At 45.6% G+C, this 19611-nt stretch carries 15 protein-coding genes, 1 other RNA gene and 1 other annotated feature; of the genes, 14 read left to right on the forward strand and 2 right to left on the reverse strand.

Annotated elements, in window-relative coordinates; genetic code table 11:
* Window positions 1-64: 64 nt before the first annotated feature.
* From recJ to dtd, 4 genes are all read left to right on the forward strand, one after another.
* Entirely contained in the window at window positions 65-2425 is a 2361-nt protein-coding gene (gene recJ, locus NST16_RS04385) for a single-stranded-DNA-specific exonuclease RecJ (protein WP_340884259.1), read from the forward strand.
* A gap of 5 nt (window positions 2426-2430) precedes the next feature.
* The gene (locus NST16_RS04390) at window positions 2431-2943 is read left to right on the forward strand and encodes an adenine phosphoribosyltransferase (protein ID WP_010335123.1); all 513 of its coding nucleotides are present in this window, start codon (window positions 2431-2433) and stop codon (window positions 2941-2943) included.
* A gap of 167 nt (window positions 2944-3110) precedes the next feature.
* Window positions 3111-5315, forward strand: coding sequence for a GTP diphosphokinase (gene relA / locus NST16_RS04395; RefSeq protein WP_010335122.1), 2205 nt, complete (start codon window positions 3111-3113; stop codon window positions 5313-5315).
* A 12-nt stretch (window positions 5316-5327) separates the two neighbouring features.
* A complete protein-coding gene (dtd, locus tag NST16_RS04400; protein WP_229146639.1) occupies window positions 5328-5768 on the forward strand; it encodes a D-aminoacyl-tRNA deacylase in 441 nt (146 codons plus the stop codon).
* A 26-nt stretch (window positions 5769-5794) separates the two neighbouring features.
* Here dtd and NST16_RS04405 read toward each other — a convergent pair whose 3' ends face one another.
* Entirely contained in the window at window positions 5795-7348 is a 1554-nt protein-coding gene (locus tag NST16_RS04405) for an SH3 domain-containing protein (RefSeq protein ID WP_340884270.1), read from the reverse strand.
* A 132-nt stretch (window positions 7349-7480) separates the two neighbouring features.
* Between NST16_RS04405 and NST16_RS04410 the strand changes: the two genes are divergently transcribed.
* From NST16_RS04410 to NST16_RS04430, 5 genes are all read left to right on the forward strand, one after another.
* Complete coding sequence (locus NST16_RS04410) at window positions 7481-7651, forward strand: YrzK family protein (protein WP_340884273.1); 171 nt, start codon at window positions 7481-7483, stop codon at window positions 7649-7651.
* A gap of 56 nt (window positions 7652-7707) precedes the next feature.
* Window positions 7708-7938, forward strand: a binding site (T-box leader).
* An 89-nt stretch (window positions 7939-8027) separates the two neighbouring features.
* Window positions 8028-9302, forward strand: a complete 1275-nt coding sequence (gene hisS, locus NST16_RS04415; RefSeq protein ID WP_326191013.1) for a histidine--tRNA ligase — start codon at window positions 8028-8030, stop codon at window positions 9300-9302.
* A gap of 13 nt (window positions 9303-9315) precedes the next feature.
* The gene (aspS, locus tag NST16_RS04420; protein WP_340884276.1) at window positions 9316-11094 is read left to right on the forward strand and encodes an aspartate--tRNA ligase; all 1779 of its coding nucleotides are present in this window, start codon (window positions 9316-9318) and stop codon (window positions 11092-11094) included.
* 60 nt (window positions 11095-11154) lie between these two features.
* Window positions 11155-11347: non-coding RNA, 6S RNA (gene ssrS / locus NST16_RS04425), on the forward strand.
* Window positions 11348-11430: 83 nt separating this feature from the next.
* On the forward strand, window positions 11431-12195 hold the full coding sequence (locus NST16_RS04430; RefSeq protein WP_340884279.1) for a tRNA threonylcarbamoyladenosine dehydratase: 765 nt from the start codon (window positions 11431-11433) through the stop codon (window positions 12193-12195).
* A 42-nt stretch (window positions 12196-12237) separates the two neighbouring features.
* Here the strand turns inward: NST16_RS04430 and NST16_RS04435 are convergent, their stop codons facing one another.
* Window positions 12238-13503 (reverse strand): replication-associated recombination protein A, encoded by a 1266-nt coding sequence (locus NST16_RS04435; RefSeq protein WP_010335115.1) that lies wholly within the window; start codon window positions 13501-13503, stop codon window positions 12238-12240.
* 201 nt (window positions 13504-13704) lie between these two features.
* On the opposite strand from NST16_RS04435, the gene cymR reads away from it, so the two are divergent.
* The 5 genes from cymR (at window position 13705) to recD2 (ending at window position 19553) form a co-directional block, all read left to right on the forward strand.
* Entirely contained in the window at window positions 13705-14121 is a 417-nt protein-coding gene (gene cymR / locus NST16_RS04440; protein WP_003225879.1) for a cysteine metabolism transcriptional regulator CymR, read from the forward strand.
* 19 nt (window positions 14122-14140) lie between these two features.
* Window positions 14141-15283: a cysteine desulfurase family protein gene (locus tag NST16_RS04445; RefSeq protein WP_168748342.1), complete on the forward strand. Its 1143-nt coding sequence runs from the start codon at window positions 14141-14143 to the stop codon at window positions 15281-15283.
* A 28-nt stretch (window positions 15284-15311) separates the two neighbouring features.
* Window positions 15312-16427 carry a tRNA 2-thiouridine(34) synthase MnmA gene (gene mnmA, locus NST16_RS04450; RefSeq protein WP_340884282.1) on the forward strand — a complete coding sequence of 372 codons (1116 nt, stop codon included), beginning with the start codon at window positions 15312-15314 and terminating at the stop codon, window positions 16425-16427.
* An 84-nt stretch (window positions 16428-16511) separates the two neighbouring features.
* Complete coding sequence (locus NST16_RS04455) at window positions 16512-17132, forward strand: tetratricopeptide repeat protein (RefSeq protein ID WP_238933066.1); 621 nt, start codon at window positions 16512-16514, stop codon at window positions 17130-17132.
* 24 nt (window positions 17133-17156) lie between these two features.
* Window positions 17157-19553, forward strand: coding sequence for an SF1B family DNA helicase RecD2 (recD2, locus tag NST16_RS04460; protein WP_326333910.1), 2397 nt, complete (start codon window positions 17157-17159; stop codon window positions 19551-19553).
* Window positions 19554-19611: the final 58 nt, after the last annotated feature.

Below are 19611 nucleotides of genomic sequence, written 5' to 3' on the forward strand. Positions count from 1 at the left end.
TTCGAATTATATTTGAAACCCCTCAGCCTGCTCTAGTATAATAGGGTGGTTGAGGGGTGAATTTATGTTAGCGTCAAAAATGCGATGGGAAATCCAGAGACCAGATCAGGAAAAGGTCAAATCACTCACAGAACAATTGGACATAACACCTCTTGTTGCGTCGCTGCTTGTAAAAAGAGGCTTTGATACGGCAGAAAGCGCGAGACTGTTTTTACATACAAAGGATGCCGAATTCTATGATCCCTATGAGATGAAGGGGATGAAAGAAGCGGTTGAACGAATAAAACAGGCGATTTCACAACAAGAACAGATTATGATATATGGCGATTATGATGCCGATGGAGTTACCAGTACGTCAGTGATGCTGCACACTTTGCAAAAGCTTTCAGCGCAAGTTGATTTTTATATACCTGACCGGTTTAAAGAAGGCTACGGCCCCAATGAACAGGCGTTTCGTTCGATTAAAGAACGGGGCTTCTCACTCATTATTACGGTTGATACGGGGATTGCCGCTGTCCATGAAGCGAAGGTAGCAAAGGAACTTGGCTTAGATGTCATCATTACCGACCACCATGAGCCTGGACCAGAGGTTCCGGATGTTCATGCGATCGTTCACCCGAAGCAGCCTGGCTGCACCTATCCTTTTAAGGAGCTTGCAGGAGTGGGAGTAGCGTTTAAGCTTGCCCACGCATTATTGGGCGAATGGCCAGATGAACTTCTTGACCTGGCGGCAATTGGCACCATTGCCGATCTAGTTCCGCTGCATGATGAAAACAGATTAATTGCAACATTAGGTCTCGAAAAGCTCCGGCGGACGAACCGGCTTGGCTTAAAAGAGCTGATTAAGCTCTCAGGCGGAGACATCGGAGAAGCGAACGAAGAAACCGTCGGATTTCAGCTCGCACCGAGACTGAATGCAGTCGGAAGAATTGAACAGGCCGATCCTGCTGTTCATCTGTTGATGTCAGAGGACCCGTTTGAAGCGGAAGAGCTTGCCGCTGAAATCGATCAGCTTAATAAAGAACGGCAAAAGATGGTCAGTAAAATGACGGATGAAGCGATTGAAATGGTTGAACAAGAAGGGCTTAATCAAACTGCGATTGTCGTGGCAAAAGCAGGGTGGAATCCCGGAGTCGTCGGAATTGTAGCTTCAAAGCTTGTAGACCGTTTTTACCGCCCGGCCATTGTGCTTGGAATTGATGATGAAAAAGGGATCGCCAAAGGTTCGGCACGAAGCATTAGGGGATTTAATTTGTTTGAAAGCCTTTCTGAATGCAAAGATATTCTTCCGCACTTTGGAGGCCATCCAATGGCGGCTGGCATGACGCTGAATGCCGAGGATGTGCCGGAATTGCGGAACAGGCTGAATGAGATAGCTGACCAAACGCTTACGGAAGAAGATTTTATTCCTGTACAGGAAGTAGACCTCGTATGCAGCGTGGAGGACATTACGGTTGAAAGCATCACAGAGATGAATCTGCTTTCTCCCTTCGGCATGCTGAACCCGAAACCGCATGTGATGGTAGAAAACGCAGTGCTGGAAGATGTCCGCAAAATCGGGGCGAATAAAAATCATGTCAAAATGACGATTAGAAACGATTCCTCCCAGCTTGACTGCGTCGGTTTCAATAAAGGCGAGCTTGAGGAAAATATTGTGCCCGGCTCAAAAATTTCGATTGTTGGCGAAATGTCGATCAACGAATGGAATAATAGAAAAAAACCTCAGCTGATGATCAAGGATGCGGCTGTTGCTGAATGGCAGTTGTTTGACTTAAGAGGAAAACGCACGTGGAAAGATACGGTTTCCGCCCTTCCGTCTGATAAACGAGTCATTGTCTCCTTCAAAGAAGAAACCAAAGCGCTTCTTCAGTCTGAAGATTTTCGCCATGACGTGCACGTTATCAGTTCTGAAGACCAAGCGAAGGCATGTGAACTTGACAATGCATATATTGTATTACTGGATTCTCCGCCTTCGCTGGACATGCTCGCACGTTTGCTGGAAGGCAAAGCGCCTGAGCGGATTTATTTCATCTTTCTCAATCATGAGGAACACTTTTTATCATCTTTTCCGGCAAGAGACCACTTTAAATGGTATTATGCATTCTTGCTGAAAAGAGGCACTTTTGACTTGAATAAACACGGCTCAGAGCTTGCGAGGCATAAAGGCTGGTCGGTTGAAACAATCAATTTCATGACAAAGGTGTTTTTTGATCTCGGTTTTGTTAAAATAGAGAATGGTGTGCTGTCTGTAATAAGCGGAGCGAAAAAACGCGATTTAACAGACTCGCAAACATATCAAGCAAAACAGCAGCTGATGGAGCTGGATCAAAAGCTGAATTATTCTGCGGCTGAAGAGCTGAAGGAATGGCTGAATAAGCTGATGAAACAAGATTCAGAGGCTTATGAAAGTACGAGGAGGACATAAAACAGATGGATTTAAAACAATACGTAACAATTGTACCGGATTACCCGAAAGAGGGCGTGCAATTTAAAGATATTACGACACTGATGGATAAAGGCGATGTCTATCGCTATGCAACAGATCAAATTGTTGAATATGCGAAAGAAAAACAAATTGATTTGGTTGTCGGTCCAGAGGCACGCGGCTTTATTATCGGCTGTCCGGTTGCCTACGCGCTTGGCGTCGGTTTTGCACCGGTGCGCAAAGAAGGCAAATTGCCGCGTGAGGTCATCAAAGTGGATTACGGTTTGGAGTATGGCAAAGACGTATTAACGATCCACAAAGATGCGATCTTACCGGGCCAGCGTGTGCTTATTACAGATGACCTGCTTGCAACAGGCGGCACAATTGAAGCAACAATCAAACTTGTCGAGGAGCTTGGCGGCATTGTAGCTGGTATCGCTTTCTTAATCGAGCTTTCTTACCTTGATGGCAGAAATAAACTTGATAATTATGACATCTTAACATTAATGAAATACTAAAGATAACCTCATAAAGGAAAAAGCACTCGATACAGGGTGCTTTTTTCCTATTGTTTTGCATTTATTTGATATATTATTTGGTGATTTGAACTTCTGCTCTTTACATCTATCGTTTTTTTCTTGATAATAAACTACAATACAGTTTACATTTTAAAAAAGGTGATTCCATGGCGAACGAACAAGTATTGACTGCCGAGCAAGTTATTGATAAAGCGCGCAGTTATCTATCCGATGAGCATATCGCATTTGTCGAAAAAGCATACCTGTACGCTGAAGATGCTCATCGCGAGCAATACCGCAAATCAGGTGAGCCTTACATTATTCATCCGATTCAGGTTGCGGGAATTCTCGTTGATCTTGAAATGGATCCATCCACAATCGCGGGCGGATTTCTGCATGATGTAGTGGAGGATACTGATGTGACGCTTGATGACCTGAAGGAAGCATTCTCCGAGGAAGTGGCAATGCTTGTGGACGGTGTAACGAAGCTCGGTAAAATTAAATATAAATCTCAAGAGGAACAGCAGGCGGAAAATCATCGCAAAATGTTTGTCGCTATGGCTCAAGATATCCGGGTCATACTGATCAAGCTGGCGGATCGTCTTCACAATATGCGGACACTGAAACATCTTCCCCAAGAAAAACAGCGGAGAATTTCTAATGAAACGCTGGAAATCTTTGCTCCTTTGGCTCATCGCCTCGGGATTTCAAAGATTAAATGGGAACTGGAAGATACGGCGCTCCGTTATTTGAATCCTCAGCAATATTACAGAATTGTCAACCTCATGAAGAAAAAACGCGCAGAACGCGAGCTTTATGTCGACGAGGTTGTCAATGAGGTGAAAAAACGTGTCGAAGAAGTCAACATTAAGGCTGACTTCTCAGGCCGGCCGAAGCATATTTACAGTATCTATAGAAAAATGGTGCTGCAAAATAAGCAATTCAACGAAATTTATGATCTGCTTGCTGTCCGGATTCTCGTGAACAGCATAAAGGACTGCTACGCGGTGCTCGGCATTATTCATACATGCTGGAAGCCGATGCCCGGCAGGTTCAAAGATTATATCGCAATGCCGAAGCCGAACATGTATCAATCGCTTCATACAACAGTTATAGGGCCTAAAGGCGACCCGCTGGAAGTGCAGATCCGCACCTTTGAAATGCATGAAATCGCGGAATACGGGGTTGCGGCTCACTGGGCTTATAAAGAAGGAAAAGCAGCGAGTGAAAGCGCAACATTTGAGAAAAAGCTTTCATGGTTCCGCGAAATCTTGGAATTCCAAAATGAATCAACAGATGCCGAAGAATTTATGGAATCGCTCAAAATCGATTTGTTCTCGGATATGGTGTACGTCTTTACGCCAAAAGGAGATGTCATCGAGCTTCCGTCCGGTTCTGTCCCAATTGATTTCTCTTACCGGATTCACTCTGAAATCGGCAATAAAACAATCGGTGCGAAGGTCAACGGAAAAATGGTGACCCTTGACCATAAGCTCCGGACAGGTGATATCGTTGAAATTCTCACCTCCAAGCATTCCTATGGTCCGAGCCAGGATTGGGTGAAACTTGCTCAAACCTCACAGGCGAAGCATAAGATCCGTCAATTCTTTAAGAAACAGCGGCGCGAAGAAAATGTCGAAAAAGGCCGGGAATTGGTTGAAAAAGAAATTAAAAATCTGGACTTTGAAGTGAAGGACGTCCTGACACCGGAGAACATCCAAAAAGTTGCAGATAAATTTAATTTCTCAAATGAAGAAGACATGTATGCAGCGGTCGGCTACAATGGCATCACAGCCCTGCAGGTGGCGAACCGGCTGACGGAAAAAGAAAGAAAACAGCGTGATCAGGAAGAACAAGAAAAAATTGTTCAGGATGTCACTGCTGAGCCTAAACCGTATCCGCAAGGAAGAAAGCGTGAAGCTGGCGTTCGCGTCAAGGGGATCGACAATCTTCTTGTGCGTTTATCGAAATGCTGCAATCCTGTGCCTGGTGACCATATTGTCGGTTTTATTACAAAAGGCAGAGGGGTTTCCGTCCATCGCGACGACTGCCCGAATGTCAAAACGAATGAAGCGCAGGAGCGGCTGATCCCCGTAGAGTGGGAACATGAGTCACAGGTGCAAAAACGCAAGGAATACAATGTTGAGATCGAGATTCTTGGGTATGATCGCCGCGGATTGCTTAACGAGGTGCTTCAGGCAGTGAATGAAACGAAAACAAATATTTCTTCTGTCTCTGGCAAATCGGACCGAAACAAAGTGGCAACCATTCATATGGCTATTTTTATCCAGAACATCAATCATCTGCATAAAGTCGTCGAGCGCATTAAGCAAATAAGGGATATCTATTCTGTGCGCCGCGTCATGAATTAAAGGAGTCAGAAAATGAAATTAGTCGTTCAGCGAGTAACAGAAGCAAGCGTAACCGTTGATGGAGATGTGATCGGCCAAATTGGACAAGGCATTATGGTCCTGGTTGGCATTACTCACGATGATACAGAAGAGGATGCTGCTTACTTAGCGGAAAAAATGGTGAATCTTCGCATTTTCGATGACAATGATGGAAAAATGAATTTGTCGCTTCTGGATACAGGCGGAGAGGTTTTGTCTGTTTCACAGTTTACGCTTTACGGAGATACGAGAAAAGGACGGCGCCCGAACTACATGAACGCCGCAAAACCTGATAAGGCTTTGGGCCTTTATGAAAAATGGAATGACTTGCTTCGTGAAAAAGGAATCAAAGTAGAAACCGGAAAATTCGGCGCTATGATGGATGTAAAGCTCACAAACTCCGGACCGGTTACATTGATTATGGATTCAAAATAAAAAAAGCTGCCTTTTGGCAGCTTTTTTTATTGAAAATATTTCTCCAATCCGCTCTCAATTCCGTCTGTTACTTTTTCTTGGTATGAATTGCTATGTACAATGGCTTCTTCCTGCGGATGGCTTACATATCCTAGCTCGTACAACATAGCGGGCTGTTTGTTTTCGCGGAGCACATAATAATCTCCGAATAGTACCCCGCGGTCAGGAATTGAAGATCGCTTAACCACTTCAGAGTGTACATCTGCTGCCAGATTTTGATCCTTTGCAGGACTGTAGTAATAAGCTGTGCTGCCCCTTGTAGAAGTATCCGCAAAGCTGTCGTAATGAATGCTGATGAAGGCGTCTGCGTTGCGGTAATGAGACGTCGAGACTCGTGACTGTAAGCTGACAAATGTATCATCCTGCCGTGTCACATACACGTCTGCTCCTGCTGATCTAAGTTTGCTGGCCAGCAGTTGCGCCGTTTTGATCGTCAGTTTTTTCTCGAATTGGCCTGAATAACCGATTGTTCCGCTGTCTTTTCCTCCATGCCCCGGATCGACAACAATCGCTTTATTTTTCAGCGACCCGCTTCCGGAAGCGGAATCAGCGACAGGCGGCTCCCCGGATTCTTCAGCGCTTTTAGACGTCTGCACAACCCAGTTGGCGACATAAGCGGTCTGCCCATTGTCAAGTCTTACTTCATACCAGCTGCCCTTTGATCCGGTAATGGTGTACGCATCGCCTTTGGCTGTGCGTTTAACGATAGAAGCTGACGTTGAGGCATCGCTTCTTAAATTCGTACCTTCGTATACGATATAGGCTTTTTTGGTACTGTCTGAACTGCTGATATCAGCTGAATTTTCATCCGGGTGAGAACTGGTCACAATGTAATGGCTTGCGACCCAGCCTTTTAGCCCATTCACTTCAATATGGAGCCAGCCGTTTTTCTCTTCGAGGATTGTAAGTTTCGTTCCTCGTGATAGTTTTGTTATAATCGCTGCATCATGTGAATCGGAGCCTCTGACATTCAGTGAAGAAACGCCAACCGTTCCCGTTGTTGAACCAGATGATTCTGTCTGATCACTTTCCTCAGACGCTGAACTGCCGCTGCCTGATGTGACGTATTCGGATGATACCCATCCGGTGGAATTTCGATATGAAATCTTGACCCAGCCGGAATCCTTTTCAATCACTGAGGCTTGGCTGCCCTGCGGGAATTTGCCGATGACTTCGTATGAAGTACCAGGGCCTGTTCTCATCCGTAAATCGGGATCTGTTGATGTAACAGTTTTACTGCTGTCAGTGGAGCTTGTGCCTGCCTGTTTTTCCTTAGTAATAAGCCAGGAGACAACCCACCCTTTTTCTCCGGAACCAAGCTGTATTTGCACCCAGTCTCCGTCTTCCTTCAAGATGGGGTAGCGTTCCCCTTTTTTCACCTCCGCCATGATGCCGTAGCTAAGTCCCGGGCCGCTTCTGACGTTCATTTCATCTGTTGCGATGACCGCTTCTCCCTGAGCGGCTGTAACGGCAGAAAATGGCGGGAAAAGCGCCCCGGCGACGATAATACATACAATAAGAACAAAGTGTTTCTTGCTCATTGTGTCCTCCTTTCTAATGATCTAAAAAAAAGCATTCTTTCTTAATATCGTAAAGTCCTTTCTGATTTTTAAATAAAAATAAAATGATTTGTTTATACTAGGCATAAATACAATGAAAAAGGTGTGCAAATCATGAAATATCATCCAAAAATGGGGCGTGCATTTCACGACGGCGAAGGAAACCTGCATTTCAGTGATCATGCCGATCCAGATACAATTGGTTATCTCACTGAAACGGCAACTGAATTTGGTCTTATGTCCAAAGAAGCATCACAGCAGAAAAACAACCAGAATAAAGCTTGACAGAGTACAGCAATGCCATTATTATAATAGAAATCGAGTACATAATAAATTAAATTGTTGAACCAATAATGGAGAAGAGTAGGTCAGATTGCATGGCTAGAGAGGAACCGCCCCAGGCTGAAAGCGGCTCCCATTGCGTCTTTCTCGAAACAACACTCCGGAGGTTTCCTGCTGAACGCGTGATACCGTCATTAGGCAGTGAACGTGAACCTGCGTTAAAGGATCGAGCGGGAATACGAAAATATTCCAACTAGGGTGGCACCACGGGTATAACTCTCGTCCCTACTATAAGTGTATAGTAGGGGCGGGAGTTTTTTTCATTTTCATCATTGACGATAAATGTATATTTTATAAGGAATACATAGGAGGTCTACACATGGGATATAACATTCCAAGAGGAACACAAGATATTCTGCCTGGAGAATCAGAGCGCTGGCAGTATGTTGAACAAATCATGAGAGACACTTGCCGAACTTATCAATATAAAGAAATCCGCACGCCGATTTTTGAGCATACAGAACTGTTCGCCAGAGGCGTCGGGGAGTCTACGGATATTGTGCAAAAAGAAATGTACACCTTCCAGGACCGCAAAGGCAGAAGCCTGACGCTTCGCCCCGAGGGAACTGCTGCAACAGTTCGCGCTTTTAATGAAAATAAATTATTTGCAAATCCTGTTCAGCCGACAAAGCTGTATTATGTCGGGCCGATGTTCCGTTACGAACGTCCGCAGACGGGCCGTTACCGCCAGTTTTATCAGTTTGGCATCGAAGCGATCGGTTCGAAAGACCCTGCAATAGATGCTGAAGTAATGGCGCTGGCGATGGGTATTTACCAGAAGGCCGGCTTGAAAAACGTCAAGCTTGTGATAAACAGTCTTGGCGATCGGGACAGCCGCAAAAGCTACAGAGAAGCGCTCGTGAAACACTTTGAGCCGCGCATCGAGGAATTTTGTTCAGACTGTCAGTCACGCCTGCACACCAACCCGCTCAGAATTTTGGATTGCAAAAAGGACCGGGATCATGAGCTGATGAAATCGGCACCTTCTATTCTTACTTACTTAAATGAAGAATCAGCCGCTTATTTTGAAAAAGTGAAGCAATATTTAAACGATCTCGGCATTTCTTATGAAATTGATCCTAACCTTGTGAGAGGGCTGGATTATTATAACCATACCGCATTTGAAATCATGAGCAATGCGGAGGGCTTTGGCGCGATTACAACGCTTGCCGGCGGCGGACGCTATGACGGATTGGTCGAACAAATCGGCGGACCAGAGGCGCCCGGCATCGGATTTGCGATGAGCATTGAACGCCTGCTTGCCGCAATTGATGCTGAAAAAAGAGAACTGCCGGTTGACCAGGGAATTGACTGCTATATCGTGACGCTTGGCGAAAAAGCGAAGGATTATTCCGTTTCGCTGGTGTACAAACTGAGAGAAGCCGGCATTTCCAGTGAGATTGATTACGAAAATAAAAAAATGAAAGGCCAGTTTAAAACAGCTGACCGCCTCAACGCCAGATTTATTGCGATTTTGGGAGAGGATGAGCTTGCTCAAAACAAAATCAATGTAAAGGATGCAAAAACAGGCGAACAGATTGAAGTGGCTCTTGATGAATTTATACATGTGATGAAAGCAAACCAAAAGGGATAAGGAGTGGAACGCATTGTTTGGAAGAACATATTATTGCGGTGAAATGACTGAAAAAGCAATTGGCGAATCTGTAACGCTGAAAGGCTGGGTCCAAAAAAGACGGGACCTCGGCGGATTGATTTTTATTGACTTGCGTGACCGTACGGGTATTGTTCAAGTCGTTTTTAACCCCGATGTATCAAAAGAAGCACTTGCTATTGCGGAAGGCATCAGAAACGAATACGTTCTAGATATTCAAGGAAAAGTGGTTGCGCGCGAAGAAGGCACAGTGAATCAGAATTTGAAAACAGGCGCGATTGAAATTCACGCTGATGCAGTGACTGTATTGAGTGCTGCGAAGACGCCTCCGTTTGCCATTTCTGATCAAGCGGATGATGTATCAGAGGACGTGCGTTTAAAACACCGTTACTTAGATTTGCGCAGACCGGCTATGTTTCAAACGATCCAGCTGCGCCATAACGTGACGAGAGCTGCTCGGGGCTTTTTAGATGAAAAAGGGTTTCTTGATATTGAAACGCCGATTTTAACAGGAAGCACACCTGAGGGGGCACGTGACTATTTGGTGCCGAGCCGTGTGCACGAAGGTGAATTCTATGCGCTGCCTCAATCTCCGCAGCTATTTAAACAGCTTCTGATGGTCTCAGGCGTTGAACGCTATTATCAGATTGCCCGCTGTTTCCGTGATGAGGACTTGCGTGCGGACCGCCAGCCTGAGTTTACGCAAATCGATATTGAAATGTCCTTTATGAGCCAGGAAGACATTATGTCATTGGCTGAGGATATGATGGCAAAGATTATGCGTGAAACGAAAGGTGTGGAACTCAAGCTTCCTCTGCCTCGAATGACGTATGACGAGGCGATGAACAAATACGGTTCTGATAAACCGGATACTCGCTTTGACATGCTTTTGACAGATGTATCTGACATTGTAAAAGATACTGAATTTAAGGTGTTCTCATCAGCTGTGGCAAACGGCGGTGTAGTCAAAGCCATCAACGTAAAAGGCGGAGCCGGCGATTACTCAAGAAAAGACATTGATGCTCTAGGTGCGTTTGCCGCAAATTACGGAGCGAAAGGACTTGCTTGGGTGAAGGTCGAAGCAGACGGAGTGAAAGGCCCAATCGCCAAATTCTTTGATGATGAAAAGCAGTCTAAGTTAATTGAAGCGCTTGAAGCCGCTGAGGGTGACTTGCTGCTGTTCGGAGCGGATAAATTCGAAGTTGTTGCCGCATCACTCGGCGCCCTGCGCTTAAAGCTTGGGAAAGAACGCGGACTCATTGACGAAAACCTCTTCAATTTCTTATGGGTGATTGACTGGCCGCTTTTAGAGCATGATGCCGAGGAAGGCCGTTTTTACGCAGCGCACCATCCGTTTACAATGCCTGTCCGTGAAGACCTTGAGCTGATTGAAACAGCGCCTGAGGACATGAAAGCGCAAGCCTATGACCTCGTCTTAAACGGCTATGAGCTTGGCGGCGGATCGATCCGTATTTTTGAAAAGGATATTCAGGAAAAAATGTTTACACTGCTTGGCTTCACAAAAGAAGAAGCAGCCGAACAGTTTGGGTTCCTTCTTGAGGCATTTGAATACGGCGCTCCTCCGCACGGCGGAATCGCGCTTGGCTTAGACCGTCTCGTCATGCTTCTTGCCGGACGGACGAATTTGAGAGATACCATCGCCTTCCCGAAAACGGCAAGTGCAAGCTGTCTGATGACAGATGCGCCGGGAGAAGTAAGCGATGCACAGCTTGATGAGCTTCATCTTTCCATCAAATCAAAAGTAAAGAACTGAATGTGCAGTTCCATTCTTGAAAATCAAAATCGTCTGTGATATGATTTTGACAAGTTAAATAAAGTCCTGATGTGTTAGTTGTACACCTAGTTTTGACCGAACATTTTTTTGATTTGGGAGCCCGCATTTTTAAATGGCGTACATGCCTCTTTTCATTCGGTAAAGAGGACTTACAAGATTTAAAAGAGGGCACCCACCTGCTGAGAGCGGGTTCAAAACAAAGGAAAGCTGCAACGGCACAATTGGGACTTTATTTTTTATGCGCAGAAAAAACGGCTGTTTGTGTAACAGCCATTTATCATATGAAAACCAGATTACGAATGTGGAGTGAGGTTCTTGTTACACCAGTTTTCACGCAATGAATTAGCTATTGGAAAAGAAGGCCTTGAAACGCTGAAAAACAGCACAGTTGCTGTGCTCGGAGTTGGGGGCGTCGGATCGTTCGCAGCGGAGGCGCTTGCACGTTCAGGCGTCGGGCGCATCCTGCTTGTTGATAAGGATGATGTGGACATTACAAACGTAAACCGTCAGCTTCATGCTCTTCTTTCTACTGTCGGTCAGCCGAAAGTGGATTTAATGAAAGCACGGATTGCGGACATTAACCCTGAGTGTGAAGTGATTTCCTTAAAAATGTTCTATACGGAAGAAACGTATGAGCAATTCTTTGAGTATAACCTTGACTATGTGATTGATGCGTCAGACACCATTCATTACAAAATCCATTTAATGAAAGAATCTCTGAAACGTGATATTCCGCTGATCTCCAGCATGGGTGCTGCGAACAAGACAGACCCGACACGTTTCCAAATCGCTGATATTTCTAAAACGCATACTGACCCGATCGCAAAGGTGGTTCGTACGAGACTCCGTAAAGAAGGCATCAAAAAGGGCGTTAAAGTCATTTTCTCCGATGAAAGCCCGATTGTGATCCGGGAAGACGTCAGAAAAGAAGTCGGAAATGACGATGCGAAAATTCGCAAAGCCAAAATGCCGCCGTCCTCTAATGCTTTTGTGCCGTCTGTTGCAGGATTGATTATGGGCGGTCATGTTGTCATGGATCTTTTGAAAGAGATTGAAATCAAACGCGTGAAGGATAAATAATGGAATAAAAAACAGCCTTGAAGCATATTCAAGGCTGTTTTTTTATTTTCTTTTTACTAATTTATCGTACACCTGCTTTAACGCAGATTCAAATTTACCAGTCTGCTTCGGTTTGTAATATTGCTTGTTCTTTAAAGGATCAGGGAGGTACTGCTGTTCAACCCATCCATTTTCATAATTATGAGGGTATTTATAGTCGATGCCTCTTCCTAGTTCCTGTGCCCCTTTATAATGCGCGTCTTTTAAATGTTTTGGGACATCGCCGATTTTTCCTGCTCTGATGTCCGCGAGCGCTTCATCGATAGCTAGAATAGCTGAATTGGATTTCGGCGAGAGGCAGAGCTCAATGACCGCATTGGCCAGCGGTATGCGCGCTTCAGGAAACCCAATCCGTTCGGCGGTCTGAACTGCGTGCAGCACCCTCGGCCCTGCTTGCGGGCTGGCTAAGCCGATATCTTCATAGGCGATAACCAACAGTCTTCTCGCGATGCTTTCCAAGTCACCCGCTTCAATTAATCTAGCCAAATAATGAAGAGCGGCGTTGGCATCAGAGCCTCGGATCGATTTTTGAAAGGCGGACAATACGTCATAATGCGCATCACCGTCTTTATCGTGAGAAAAACTCTTTTTCTGCAGGCATTCTTCCGCAGTCTCTAATGTAATGTGAATCACGCCGTCCGCAGACTCCTTTGTTGACAATACAGCAAGCTCAAGCGCATTTAAAGCGGAACGGACATCTCCCCCGCATCCTTGGGCAAAATGCTCCATCGCCTGATCATCAATAGAAACGGAGTATGTGCCAAGCCCCCGGTGCTCATCATGAAGAGCCCGCTCCAAAGCCTGTTTAATCAATTCAGGTGTTAATGGCTCAAGCTCAAAAATCTGCGTGCGGCTTCTGATGGCCGGATTTATGGCGTGATATGGGTTAGCTGTAGTGGCGCCGATTAAAATAATCATGCCATTTTCTAAATAAGGCAATAGAAAATCCTGTTTTCCTTTATCAAGTCTGTGGACTTCATCCAAAATCAAAATGACCTGGCCAGACATTTTGGCTTCTTGAGCTACGATCTCCATATCCTTTTTATTGTTAATAACGGCATTCAGCTTGCGGAAAGCAATACTTGTTGAACCGGCGATTGCTGTTGCGATTGAGGTTTTTCCAATTCCGGGCGGCCCGTACAAAATCATCGATGACAAATGTTTTGCCTGAACCATTCTGCCGATAATTTTATCTTCAGCCACCAGATGCTGCTGGCCGATAATATCCTCTATTTTCGTCGGACGCATCCGATATGCCAATGGCTTCATCATCATCTCTCCTTACTTAATTACAGGGTAACGGAAATCCGGAAATTAGAAAAGGGGGAAGCCGCGTTTCCGCCGGCTTCCATGAAAATTCGAACAAGGTATGCTATAATAGCAGTTGGTCTATTATTTAATAAACGGACGAATTATATAGAAATTACCATTATATATGTGGAAAATCATGAAATAACAGAGGTGTTCATGTTGAAAATATCAACTAAAGGAAGATACGGTCTCACCATTATGATCGAGCTCGCGAAAAAGCATGGTGAAGGCCCGACTTCATTAAAAAGCATCGCACAGACGAATAATCTGTCAGAGCATTATTTAGAGCAGCTGGTATCACCGCTCCGAAATGCGGGCTTAGTCAAAAGCATCAGAGGCGCTTATGGTGGATACGTATTAGGAAGTGAGCCGGATGCCATTACAGCTGGAGACATCATCCGCGTGCTTGAAGGCCCGATCAGCCCTGTGGAAGTGCTCGAAGACGAGGAGCCTGCCAAACGGGAGCTGTGGATCCGCATACGGGACGCTGTCAAAGAAGTGTTAGACAGCACAACATTAGAGGACCTTGCCAGCTACACAGATGGAGAGCAAGAAGCTTATATGTTCTATATTTAGATCAGAGGTGTAAAACAAAATGGAACGGATTTATTTGGATCACGCCGCAACGTCTCCGATGGATGATCGCGTGTTGGAGAAAATGATACCGCATTTCTCCGGAAATTTCGGCAATCCATCCAGCATTCATTCATTTGGAAGGGAATCACGGAAATGGGTGGACGAAGCAAGAGCGCACATTGCAGCTGAAATTGGTGCGGCAGAACAGGAAATTATTTTCACTAGCGGGGGAACGGAAGCTGACAACTTAGCGATAATGGGAACTGCGCTTGCCAGAAAAAATCAGGGAAAACATATCATCACGACAAAAATTGAGCATCACGCCGTGCTTCACACATGTGAAAAACTGGAGGAAGACGGATTTGAAGTGACATATCTGGATGTTGATCAAAACGGCAGAGTCAGTGCAAATCAGGTGAAAGAAGCACTCCGTGATGATACAATCCTTGTGACGGTGATGTATGGAAATAACGAAGTCGGAACTGTGCAGCCGATCGATGAAATCGGCCAGCTGCTGAAGGAACACACGGCTTATTTTCATACCGATGCTGTTCAGGCATTCGGGTTTTTTTCAATTGATGTGAAAAGCAGCCATATTGACCTTCTGTCTGTTTCTGGGCACAAGCTCAACGGGCCAAAAGGGACAGGCTTTTTATATGCAAGTAAGGATGTAAAGCTTTCTCCGTTGTTATTCGGAGGAGAGCAAGAAAGAAAACGCCGTGCCGGAACAGAAAATGTTCCTGGAATTGTCGGGCTGAAAGAAGCGGTCAAGCTGTCGGGCGAAGATCGGGACGAAAAAAACGAGAAGTATCAATCGTTTAAAACAATCATAGCCGGCACGCTTAAGGATGCCGGTGTGGCATTCGAGATCAATGGAGATCAAGAGCATAGCCTTCCGCATGTCATGAACCTTTATTTTCCCGGTGTATCTGTGGAGGCACTGCTGGTAAATCTTGATATGGCGGGAGTCGCGGTCTCCAGCGGATCAGCGTGCACTGCTGGTTCAGTCCTGCCGTCACATGTTCTGACTGCCATGTTCGGTGAAGAGAGCGACCGGCTGACGTCCTCAATTCGAATCAGCTTCGGTCTCGGCAATACGGCTGAGCAAGTGAAAACCGCTGCCAAACATGTGGCTGCTGTTGTAAAGCGGCTAACACAATAAGGCGGACTTAATTATTGGAGTGAATGAAATGGAAAAACGGCCGGAGGATACAAGAGTCGTTGTCGGCATGTCCGGCGGAGTAGACTCATCTGTGGCGGCTCTGCTGTTAAAAGAACAGGGCTATGACGTAATCGGAATCTTTATGAAAAACTGGGATGATACGGACGAAAATGGTTTCTGCACGGCGACAGAGGATTATGAAGATGTGATCCGCGTCTGCAATCAAATCGGAATTCCGTACTATGCCGTTAATTTTGAAAAGCAATATTACGAGAAGGTATTTCAATACTTCCTCGATGAATATAAAGCAGGCAGAACACCAAACCCGGATGTGCTGTGCAACAAAGAAATTAAATTCAAGGCATTTTTGGAGCATGCACTGTCACTTGGCGCCGACTATTTAGCGACTGGCCACTATGCAAGGGTCGACAGAAGCGGCGGCAAAGTCAGAATGCTGCGCGGCATTGATGAAAACAAAGATCAAACGTACTTCTTGAATCAGCTGACAGAAGATACGCTAAGCAAAGTGATGTTCCCGATCGGCGAGCTTCAAAAGAGCCGTGTGCGTGAAATTGCCAAAGAAGCAGATCTGGCAACGGCGGCGAAAAAAGACAGTACAGGCATCTGTTTTATCGGCGAACGCAATTTCAAAACATTCCTCAGTCAATATCTCCCTGCGCAGCCGGGTGATATGATGACGATGGACGGTGAAGTAAAAGGACGCCACGACGGATTAATGTACTACACGATCGGTCAGCGTCACGGCCTTGGAATCGGCGGAAGCGGCGAGCCTTGGTTTGCGGTCGGTAAAGATCTTGAAAAGAACATCCTTTACGTCGACCAAGGGTTCCACAACCCGCTCCTCTACTCCGATAAAATCACAGCGACTAATATCAGCTGGGTTCGTTCGGATATAATGGATGGCAAAGAAATTTCCTGCACAGCCAAATTCCGTTACCGTCAAGAAGACCATAAAGTTACGGTTCGAATGACTGGGGAAGGCGAAGCGGAGGTTATTTTCGACGAGCAGGTTCGTGCTGTCACTCCGGGACAAGCCGTTGTCTTCTATGATGGCGATGAATGCCTTGGCGGCGGAACCATTGATGACGTATATAAAGATGGCACAAAATTGTGGTATGTATAAAATGAAAAAAACCTCAACAGCGAGTTGGGGTTTTTTAATGAAAGGAAGATGACTGTGGATTACAATGAAGCCGGTATAGCGGCAATGCAGGAAGGCGATTACGAAAAAGCGGCAGAGGCTTTTACAAAAGCGATTGAAGAAAACAAAGAAGACGCAATTCCGTATATTAACTTTGCGAACCTGCTTTCATCCGTAAATGAACTGGAACGGGCTCTAGCGTTTTATGATAAAGCACTTGAATTAGACAGTAGCGCCGCCACTGCTTATTATGGAGCAGGAAATGTCTATGTGGTAAAAGAAATGTACAAAGAAGCGAAAGACATGTTTGAAAAAGCGCTGCGTGCCGGAATGGAGAACGGTGATCTTTTCTACATGCTCGGAACGGTTCTCGTAAAGCTTGAGCAGCCTAAGCTCGCTCTGCCATATTTACAAAGAGCGGTCGAGCTGAATGAAGACGATACAGAAGCCCGTTTCCAATTCGGGATGTGCTTGGCGAACGAAGGCATGCTGGACGAAGCACTCAGCCAATTCGAAGCTGTAACAGAGCAAGACCCGGGGCACGCGGATGCGTTTTATAATTCCGGTGTCGCTTATGCTTATAAAGAAAATCGTGAAAAAGCGCTTGAAATGCTGGACAAGGCAATCGAAATCCAGCCGGATCATATGCTGGCGCTTCATGCAAAAAAACTAATCGACCCATCATAAAAAGCTCAGGAGGAGGGACGGCTCGTGCAGCAGCACCCGGATCAGCTGAAAATGGAGGAGGAGCCCTTTTTAAAAGGGACAGTAAACACCGTCATTTATCACAATGACGCCAATTTATATACGGTTCTGAAAGTGAAAGTCACAGAGACCTCCGAAGCTATTGAAGATAAAGTCGTATCCGTGACGGGCTACTTCCCTGCGCTTCAAGAAGAAGAGACCTACACGTTTTACGGAAAAACCGTTACTCACCCAAAGTTCGGACTGCAATTTCAAGCTGAGCACTTCAAAAAGGAGATCCCGACAACAAAAGAAGGCGTCATTCAGTATTTGTCGAGCGATCTGTTTGAAGGAATCGGTAAAAAAACCGCTGAAGAGATTGTGAAAAAGCTGGGTGACAGAGCGATTAATAAAATTTTGGCTGATTCTTCAGTCCTTTATGATGTTCCGAGACTGTCAAAAAAGAAAGCTGACACCCTTGCCGGTGCTTTGCAGCGGCATCAGGGACTGGAGCAAATTATGATTTCGCTGAATCAATTTGGCTTCGGCCCTCAGCTGTCTATGAAAATCTATCAGGCCTATGAATCCGAGACGCTGGAAAAAATTCAGGAGAACCCTTATCAGCTTGTGAGAGACGTGGAAGGCATCGGGTTTGGAAAAGCAGATGAGCTCGGCGGAAGAATGGGGCTCTCAGGGAATCATCCTGAGCGGGTAAAAGCGGCTATTTTATACACGCTAGAAACGACATGCCTGTCAGAAGGGCATACGTACATAGAAACGAAACAGCTGATTATCGAAACCCAAACGCTGTTAAACCAGTCAGCGGCAGATGGGCAGCGCATTGCAGAAATGGATGCCGCTAACGCGATTATTGCGCTTGGAGAAAATAAGGATATTGTTATAGAAGATGAACGATGTTACTTTCCGTCGCTTTTTTTCGCTGAACAAAATGTGGCAAAGCGTGTGAAACAGATCGCAAGCCAAACTGAATATGACGACCAGTTTCCTGAATCAGAATTTCTGATGGCTTTGGGGGAATTGGAAGAGCGTATGAATGTTCAGTACGCGCCGAGTCAGAAGGAAGCGATACAAAAAGCGCTGTCGTCACCGATGCTTCTTTTAACGGGAGGACCGGGTACAGGAAAAACAACGGTCATCAGAGGCATTGTGGAATTGTATGGAGAACTTCACGGTGTTTCACTTGATCCGTCGGATTATAAAAAAGATGAAGCCTTTCCGATTGTGCTGGCCGCGCCTACAGGCAGAGCGGCGAAACGAATGAGTGAGTCAACTGGTCTTCCGGCTGTTACGATACACCGGCTGCTCGGCTGGAACGGTGCGGAAGGATTTACTCATACAGAGGACCAGCCAATTGAAGGGAAGCTTTTGATTATCGATGAAGCGAGTATGCTCGATATATGGCTTGCGAATCATTTGTTTAAAGCGATCCCTGATCATATTCAAATTATCATTGTCGGAGACGAAGACCAGCTGCCTTCTGTCGGACCCGGTCAAGTGCTCAGAGACCTTTTGGCATCCCAGGTGATTCCGACTGTAAGACTGACAGACATTTATCGACAAGCGGAAGGATCGTCCATTGTCGAGCTTGCCCACGAGATGAAAAACGGGCTGCTTCCAAATAACCTGACTGCCCCGACAAAGGATCGCTCCTTTATTCGCTGCGGTGGTTCGCAAATTAAAGAAGTGGTTGAGAAGGTTGTCGCGAATGCATTGAAAAAAGGATATACGGCAAAAGATATTCAGGTCCTCGCCCCGATGTACAGAGGGAAAGCTGGAATCAATGAGCTGAATGTGATGCTGCAGGATATTTTAAACCCTCCAAAAGAAAAGCGGAGGGAAATTAAGTTCGGCGACGTTGTCTATAGAACCGGGGATAAAATTTTGCAACTTGTCAATCAGCCGGAAAACAATGTGTTTAACGGCGACATTGGAGAAATCACTTCCATTTTCTATGCGAAGGAAAACACAGAAAAAGAAGACATGGCTGTTGTCTCTTTTGACGGCAATGAAATGACGTTTACGAAAAAAGACTTCAGTCAGTTTACTCATGCGTATTGCTGCTCTATTCATAAATCGCAGGGCAGTGAATTTCCGATCGTGGTTCTTCCTGTAGTGAAGGGCTACTATAGAATGCTCAGAAGAAACCTTCTATATACCGCTATCACGAGGGCGAAGAAATTTCTCATTTTATGCGGGGAAGAGGAAGCGCTGGAGTGGGGCGTGAAAAATAATGACGCGACTGTCAGACAGACCTCACTAAAAAACAGGCTGTCAGCGCAGGTGGCTGAAATGGATGCTGAGCTTGCAGCTTTGCAAAAAGAGCTCCCGTTCAGCGTGCACGACGCAAATATCGGAATGGAAGGCATTACGCCATTCGATTTTATGAAAGAAGAACAGCTGTAAAAGGGGCTCCCGTGTTTGCGGGGGCTTTTTTCATTGGCGGTGGAAGTGATTTCATCGT

This window comes from Bacillus sp. FSL K6-1005 (assembly GCF_038000225.1).
Lineage (GTDB): Bacteria > Bacillota > Bacilli > Bacillales > Bacillaceae > Bacillus > Bacillus mojavensis.

Excerpts from the sequence above, each read along its gene's own strand:
- recJ (WP_340884259.1), top strand. The coding sequence starts at position 65 with ATGTTAGCGTCAAAAATGCGATGGGAAATCCAGAGACCAGATCAGGAA.
- NST16_RS04390 (WP_010335123.1), top strand. The coding sequence starts at position 2,431 with ATGGATTTAAAACAATACGTAACAATTGTACCGGATTACCCGAAAGAG.
- relA (WP_010335122.1), top strand. The coding sequence starts at position 3,111 with ATGGCGAACGAACAAGTATTGACTGCCGAGCAAGTTATTGATAAAGCG.
- dtd (WP_229146639.1), top strand. The coding sequence starts at position 5,328 with ATGAAATTAGTCGTTCAGCGAGTAACAGAAGCAAGCGTAACCGTTGAT.
- NST16_RS04405 (WP_340884270.1), bottom strand. The coding sequence starts at position 7,348 with ATGAGCAAGAAACACTTTGTTCTTATTGTATGTATTATCGTCGCCGGG.
- NST16_RS04410 (WP_340884273.1), top strand. The coding sequence starts at position 7,481 with ATGAAATATCATCCAAAAATGGGGCGTGCATTTCACGACGGCGAAGGA.
- hisS (WP_326191013.1), top strand. The coding sequence starts at position 8,028 with ATGGGATATAACATTCCAAGAGGAACACAAGATATTCTGCCTGGAGAA.
- NST16_RS04435 (WP_010335115.1), bottom strand. The coding sequence starts at position 13,503 with ATGAAGCCATTGGCATATCGGATGCGTCCGACGAAAATAGAGGATATT.
- NST16_RS04445 (WP_168748342.1), top strand. The coding sequence starts at position 14,141 with ATGGAACGGATTTATTTGGATCACGCCGCAACGTCTCCGATGGATGAT.
- mnmA (WP_340884282.1), top strand. The coding sequence starts at position 15,312 with ATGGAAAAACGGCCGGAGGATACAAGAGTCGTTGTCGGCATGTCCGGC.
- NST16_RS04455 (WP_238933066.1), top strand. The coding sequence starts at position 16,512 with ATGCAGGAAGGCGATTACGAAAAAGCGGCAGAGGCTTTTACAAAAGCG.